Source organism: Sphingomonas sp. (assembly GCF_036387535.1).
Taxonomy (GTDB): Bacteria; Pseudomonadota; Alphaproteobacteria; order Sphingomonadales; family Sphingomonadaceae; genus Sphingomonas_R.
In genome coordinates this window covers 1-6300 of sequence record NZ_DASVTO010000066.1, presented here as the reverse complement: position 1 = coordinate 6300, position 6300 = coordinate 1, and the positions used below count along the sequence as shown (strand labels likewise).

Genomic DNA, 6300 nt, shown 5'->3' with positions numbered 1-6300 from the left:
TGCGGAGCAGCCAATTCTCCGTCTTCTCCTTGGCGCGCGGTTTCAGGCGGATCAGCAGCCATTCGCCCTTCATCCTTTCGCCATCCAGGATGAAGTGAAGATGCCCTTTTTCCAGATCCCTGGCCGATTTCCCTGCGGTCGGCGCCCATGTGCCCCGGTCCCACAGCATCACCGTGCCGCCGCCATATTCGCCCTTCGGGATCGTCCCCTCGAACGTGGCATAGGACAAGGGATGATCCTCGGTCCGCACCGCGAGCCGCTTTTCGTCGGGGTCAATGCTGGGACCGCGCGTCACCGCCCAGCTTTTCAGGACGCCGTCGATTTCCAGTCGGAAATCCCAGTGCAGCCGCGTCGCATCGTGCTTCTGGACGATGAAGCTGTTGCCCTGATCCGGCGCCAGCGTGCCGGCCGGCTCGGCGGTCTTCGCGAAATCGCGCTTGGCGTTATAACGGGCGAGAGGATCGGTCTCAGGCACGTTTCTTCGCCGCGGGCTTGGCGGGAGCTGGGGCGGGGGCGTCGGCCTTCTTCGCCGCTGTCTTGCGCGCCGGCGCCTTCTTGGCCGGCGCCTTCTCGGGCGCCTCCCTCGCGGGCGTACCGGCCTTGCCGGACTTTTCCATCGACTTCTTCAGCGCGGCCATCAGGTCGACGACGTTCGATCCCTTGGGCGCGGCATCGTCCTTGTCGTCGATGATCCTGGTGTCGCCCTTCTGCTTGCGCTTGCGCTCGACCAGGTCCTTGAGCGCATCGACGTAGCGGTCGTGGAACTCGGACGGGTCGAACGCCCCCGTCTTGCGATCGATCAGCGCCTGCGCCAGGTCGAGCAGTTCGGCGTCGGGCTGCGCATCCGGAATGTCGCGGAAATAGCTTTGCGCGCGGTTCACTTCGTCGGCGTAGCGCAGCGTCTCCAGCACCATGCCGCGCCCGCACGGCTTCAGGCTGACGACATATTCGCGCCCGCGCAGCGCCAATTGCCCCAGCCCGACCTTCTTCGATCGCTTCAACGCCTCCCGCAGCACGATGAAGGCTTCCTCGGCCAGGTCGTCGGCGGGCACGACGAAATACGGCTTTTCGTAATAGATCACGTCGATCTCGCTGGCATCGACGAACTGGGTCAGCTCCAGCGTCTTCTTGGATTCCAGCTTGACCGCATCGATCTCCGACTGGTCGAGCAGGACGTATTCGCCCTTTTCGACCTGATATCCCTTCATGATCTCGTCGGTGTCGATCGGGCCGATGCCGGTCACCACCTTTTCATAATGGATCGGCTTGCCGGTGGGTTCGTGGATTTGCTTGAACGAAATGGCCGCGCCGCTTTTCGTCGCCGAATAGATTTCTACGGGGATGGACACCAGGGCCAGCCTGATCTGCCCTTGCCAATATGCGCGTGCGGCCATGCGGGTTCGAACCTTCGTTACAGAGGCGATTCAATCCGCCAGACGCGGCATCGTTCCCGTCGGGGATTCCATCGCGGCCGGGGCGCTCACCGCTATGGGCGCGTTAGGAATTCTGGGCTATGGCGCGGGCATGTCGGCCGACCCCTTTACGCTGTTCGATACCTGGTATTGCGAAGCCCGGACATCCGAACCGAACGATCCCAATGCGATGGCACTGGCCACCGTCGATCCCGCCGGTCGCCTGTCGAACCGGATGGTGTTGCTGAAGGGGCATGGCCCGGACGGTTTCGTGTTCTACACCAACCGCGAAAGCCGCAAGGCCGCCGATCTGGCGGCGGCACCCGAAGCGGCGCTGTTGTTCCACTGGAAATCGCTGCGCCGGCAGGTGCGGATCGAAGGTGCGGTGGGCTGGGCCAGCGATGCCGAATCGGACGCCTATTTCGCCACCCGCGGCCGCGATTCGCAACTTGGCGCCTGGGCCTCCGATCAGTCCCGCCCGCTCGATTCGCGCGCCACGTTCGAAGCGCGGTTCGAAGAGATGAAGGCGCGTTTCGACGGCGGCGACGTGCCCCGCCCGCCGCATTGGGGCGGTTATCGCATCACCCCGCGCGCGATCGAATTCTGGCAGGACGGCGCGCACCGCCTGCACGAACGCCGCGTCTTCACCCGCACCATCAGCGGCTGGAGCGAAGGATTGCTGTTCCCGTGACCAGCGACGAGCGCCGCAAGCTGATCCCGCTGGCGACTCGCGCCGCGCTGGCCAGCGTGGCGATGGCGCTGTTCCTGTTCGCGCTGAAATCCTTTGCGGCATGGCACACCGGATCGGTGGCGATGCTGGGCAGTCTGGCCGATACCGGGCTGGACCTGCTCGCCAGCATCGTGACGCTGTACGGCGTGCGGCTGGCGGCGACCCCCGCGGACCACGATCACCGCTTCGGCCACGGCAAGGCGGAGGCGCTGGCGGCGCTGTTCCAGGTCGCCCTCATCACCGCGTCGGCGGTCGGTATCGCCTGGCGCGCGATCCTGGCGCTGGGGGAGGCCGATCCGACGCAGGATGCCGGCTTCGGCATCGGCGTGTCGATCGTCTCCATCGCGGCGACGGCGCTGCTGCTGTGGTATCAGCGCCGCGTGATCCGCCAGACCGGATCGGTCGCGATTCTGGCGGACAACATCCATTACCAGTCCGACGTGCTGCTGAACGCATCGGTCATCGCCGCGCTGGTGCTCGACCAATATCTCGGCTGGCACGGCGCCGATCCGCTGTTCGGCATCGCCATCGCGCTGTGGCTGGCGTTCGGTGCGTTCAAGGCGTCTTCGAACGCGATCGACCAGTTGATGGACAAGGAATGGCCCGATGCGCAGCGCGCCGCGTTCCTGGACGTCGCCGCGCGCCAGCCCGGCCTGCGCGGTATCCACGATTTCCGCACGCGCCGGTCGGGCAGCCACGATTTCGCGCAGTTCCACATGGAAGTCGAACCGTCGCTGACGGTCAGCGCCGCGCACGAACTGGTCGAAGCGGTCGAATGCAACCTGAAGCGCGCGTTCCCGAAGGTCGAAGTGCTGATCCACCTGGATCCCGAAGGCCATGTCGATACCGACAATCCGCTGGTTGAAGCGGACGTGACGCCGCATTGGTTCGGCAAGCGGTTCTAGGCGCTGCGCAAGCTGCCCCATGAGTGGCAACAGGATGGCATGATGCGGATTTCGTTCTTTCAGGTGGATGCGTTCGCGAGCGCGCTTTTCGGCGGCAATCCGGCGGCGGTTATGCTGCTCGACGCATGGCTCGACGATGCGACGCTGCAAGCGATCGCGGCGGAGAACAACCTGTCCGAAACCGCGTTCCTGGTGCCGAGCGGGGATGACGGGGCGGATTACGATCTGCGCTGGTTCACGCCGACGGTGGAGGTGATGCTGTGCGGCCATGCTACGCTAGCGAGCGGCCATGTGCTGCTGTCGCGCGATCCCGCGCTGGACCAGGTTGGCTTTCGCACGCGCCATGCCGGCATCCTGACGGTGACGCGCGGTGCCGGGGGCTATGCGCTGGCGCTGCCGGCCTGGGCGCCCGCGCCGCGCGCCTTGCCCAATATGGTCGCGGGGCTGGGCGTCGATCCCGCGTCGGTGCAGGCCACCTTGTGGCATCCGCGCGGCTACGGCGTCGTCGTACTCGACGGCGAAGCCGCGATCCTCGCGCTGCGCCCCGATCTGCGGGCGCTCGGCGGGCTCGTCGGCCCCGATGCGGCGCCGGGTGCGGAGCCCGACGTGCTGACCATCGTGACCGCGCCGGGCGACGCGACCGACGTCGTCAGCCGGGTGTTCGCGCCGGGAGCCGGCATCGACGAAGATCCGGTAACCGGCTCCGCCCACGCCGTCATCGCCCCCTATTGGGCCGATCGCCTGCACCGCGACACCTTCACCGCGCGCCAGGCCAGCGCCCGCGGCGGCCATCTGTCGTGCCGGGTGTCCGGCGATCGGGTGATCCTGGGCGGCGGATGCGTGGCGGTGATCGAGGGCGTGTTCGTGCTGGGCTGAGCCGCGGCTCGCGCACGTCTTCTTTCCACGAAACCCTTCTACGCGGCAGCCATCGCCATCGCCGGTTCCGTGCCTGCGATCCAGCCGCCGCCCAGCACGCGGTCGCCGGCATAGAGCACCGCCGCTTGCCCGGGCGACACGCCATATTCGGGCGCTTCGAACACCACGCGGTCGCCCTCCATCCGCGCTGGCACCGGCTTCGCCATCGACCGCACCTTGACCGACAGATCGCCTTCCAGTCCACCCAGCACGTTCATCCGCTCCAGCCGCGCCGCCGCCACCGCCAGCGCCGCGCGCGGGCCGACGACGACCGTGCCCGCGTCCGCGTCGATCCGCACGACGTACAGCGGCTCGGCAGTACCGCCAATCTCCAGCCCGCGCCGCTGGCCCACCGTATAATGCACGATGCCCCGATGCCGTCCCAGATGCCGCCCGCTCAGGTCGACGATGTCGCCGCCGTCCGCGGCTTCGGGGCGCAGCTTGCGGACCAGGCTGGCGTAATCGCCGTCGGGGACGAAGCAGATATCCTGGCTGTCGGGCTTGGCCGCCACGCCCAGCCCCAGTTCGCCGGCGATCTCGCGCACCCGCGCCTTGGGCAGCGCACCCAGCGGAAAGCGCAGGTAATCGAGCTGCGCTTGCGTGGTGGCGAACAGGAAATAGCTCTGGTCGCGCGCGGGGTCGACCGCGCGGTGCAGTTCGGCGCCGTCCTCCCTTACCACCCGGCGCACGTAATGGCCGGTCGCCAGGCAATCGGCGCCCAGATCGCGCGCCAGCCGCAACAGATCGGTAAACTTCGGCCCCATGTTGCACTGGACGCATGGGATCGGCGTGCGCCCGGCGAGGTAATCGTCGGCGAACGCGTCGATCACCTTTTCGCGAAACGCGCTTTCGTGGTCGAACACATAATGCGCAATGCCCAGGCGGTCGCACACCGCGCGCGCATCGCGGATGTCGCGGCCGGCGCAGCAACTGCCCGCGCGCCCCGTCGCTTCACCGTGGTCGTAGAGTTGCAGGGTGACGCCGATCGTCTCCGCCCCCGTCGCATGCGCGAGCGCGGCGACGACGGAGCTGTCGACCCCGCCCGACATGGCGACCACGATTCGCGGGCGCGCACCCGTATCGTTCAGCTGGAAATCGACCGCGTCCATAACGCCGCCGCACATAGGCGCGCAGGGCCGCGGATGCAAAAGCGCCGCGTGAGCGTGGGAGGCGGGAGGAAGGCACGTGCTTAATCGCACGTTAGCCCCACGACTTTACCCGCCCTTCACTGACACCGCGCTATGCCGACCCTGCCAAAACTCTTGTGCGAGGACGTGTCTTGGACCTGCGGAGCCACCGTTTCGAACCGGATGCGAGCCCGGTCGCCCTGCCGGGCGATCTGGGGCTGTTGATGGTCGGCGCGGCGGCGCGGCAGGCGGCTAGCCCGACCGCGGCGGCGCAGGCATGCCTGCGGCCGTCGGTCCGCGAGCCGCAATTGTTCGCGCCCGTCCACGGCGCGTTCAACGGCCGCACCGCGCATGCGATCATCGATTGGAAAGGAGAATGAAGGCGCCGTTTACCGCGGCGTTTCAGCCGATCTTCAAGCCCGCGGATGTAACACCGGTATCAGAAACGAAGGGCCAGAAGGCCCGTGTGAGGTTTACCCGATGATCGAGAATCAGATAATCCGTCCAGCTCAGGTAATCGGTCCGTTAGGCGAGCCGCTGACCGTCGACTCGCTACCCGCCCCGTCGACCACGCGGTGGGTGGTGCGCCGCAAGGCCGAAGTCGTCGCGGCGGTCAACGGCGGGCTGTTGTCCGTCGACGATGTCTGCGCGCGTTATGGCCTGACGGTCGAGGAATTCGCCGGATGGCAGCGCGCGATCGACCGGTCGGGCATGCCCGGCCTGCGCGTGACGCGCATCCAGCATTACAAGTCGCTGTACGAACGCCAGCAGAAATATTGATCCCGGGATACAATACGCCCCCGGAACAATCGCCAGCCTTCGCGAGTCTTGCCCATCATCGCCCAAAGGGACGGGCGCAACAGGAGGCAAGGCGCATGGGACTCATCATCTGGCTCATCATCGGGGGCGTTATCGGCTGGCTCGCCAGCATCATCATGCGCACCGATGGACAGCAGGGCATCTTCCTGAACATCGTCGTCGGTATCGTCGGCGCCTTCATCGGCGGTCTGATTATCTCGGGCGGGTCGATCAACAACCAGCCACTCAACATCACCACGTTCCTGGTGTCGTTGCTCGGCGCGGTCATCCTGCTCGCGATCGTCAATCTGATCCGTCGCGGTCGGGTGCGCTAAGCATCCGTTTGGAACGCGCTGTTGCGCGTTCGGCGGTGCCGGCCCGCTCCCCCTCCCGGCCACCCATCAAGATACCGT

The 6300-nt window shown here is 66.7% G+C and carries 9 protein-coding genes; 6 read left to right on the top strand and 3 right to left on the bottom strand.

Annotation, left to right across the window (positions count from 1 at the left end; all coding sequences use genetic code 11):
- Together VF649_RS05750 and VF649_RS05745 are read right to left on the bottom strand one after the other, a co-directional pair.
- Positions 1 to 475: DNA polymerase ligase N-terminal domain-containing protein (locus VF649_RS05750; protein WP_331011005.1), on the bottom strand; the 475-nt coding region annotated here is incomplete at its 3' end.
- A complete protein-coding gene (locus tag VF649_RS05745) occupies positions 468 to 1394 on the bottom strand; it encodes a Ku protein (protein WP_331011004.1) in 927 nt (308 codons plus the stop codon). The genes VF649_RS05750 and VF649_RS05745, both read right to left, overlap by 8 nt.
- 130 nt (positions 1395 to 1524) lie before the next feature.
- On the opposite strand from VF649_RS05745, the gene pdxH reads away from it, so the two are divergent.
- From pdxH to VF649_RS05730, 3 genes are read left to right on the top strand one after another with little or no spacing between them, the layout of a single operon-like run.
- Complete coding sequence (gene pdxH, locus VF649_RS05740) at positions 1525 to 2103, top strand: pyridoxamine 5'-phosphate oxidase (RefSeq protein ID WP_331011003.1); 579 nt, start codon at positions 1525 to 1527, stop codon at positions 2101 to 2103.
- The gene (locus VF649_RS05735) at positions 2100 to 3047 is read left to right on the top strand and encodes a cation diffusion facilitator family transporter (RefSeq protein WP_331011002.1); all 948 of its coding nucleotides are present in this window, start codon (positions 2100 to 2102) and stop codon (positions 3045 to 3047) included. The genes pdxH and VF649_RS05735 overlap by 4 nt, the downstream gene beginning before the upstream one ends.
- 42 nt (positions 3048 to 3089) lie before the next feature.
- Positions 3090 to 3923, top strand: a complete 834-nt coding sequence (locus tag VF649_RS05730; protein ID WP_331011001.1) for a PhzF family phenazine biosynthesis protein — start codon at positions 3090 to 3092, stop codon at positions 3921 to 3923.
- A gap of 38 nt (positions 3924 to 3961) precedes the next feature.
- Here the strand turns inward: VF649_RS05730 and mnmA are convergent, their stop codons facing one another.
- Positions 3962 to 5071, bottom strand: coding sequence for a tRNA 2-thiouridine(34) synthase MnmA (gene mnmA / locus VF649_RS05725; RefSeq protein ID WP_331011000.1), 1110 nt, complete (start codon positions 5069 to 5071; stop codon positions 3962 to 3964).
- Between the two features lie 170 nt (positions 5072 to 5241).
- Between mnmA and VF649_RS05720 the strand changes: the two genes are divergently transcribed.
- From VF649_RS05720 to VF649_RS05710, 3 genes are all read left to right on the top strand, one after another.
- The gene (locus VF649_RS05720; protein WP_331010999.1) at positions 5242 to 5469 is read left to right on the top strand and encodes a hypothetical protein; all 228 of its coding nucleotides are present in this window, start codon (positions 5242 to 5244) and stop codon (positions 5467 to 5469) included.
- Positions 5470 to 5569: 100 nt separating this feature from the next.
- A complete protein-coding gene (locus tag VF649_RS05715) occupies positions 5570 to 5869 on the top strand; it encodes a DUF1153 domain-containing protein (protein ID WP_331010998.1) in 300 nt (99 codons plus the stop codon).
- 95 nt (positions 5870 to 5964) lie between these two features.
- Positions 5965 to 6222 carry a GlsB/YeaQ/YmgE family stress response membrane protein gene (locus tag VF649_RS05710; RefSeq protein ID WP_331010997.1) on the top strand — a complete coding sequence of 86 codons (258 nt, stop codon included), beginning with the start codon at positions 5965 to 5967 and terminating at the stop codon, positions 6220 to 6222.
- The last annotated feature ends 78 nt before the right edge of the window (positions 6223 to 6300 follow it).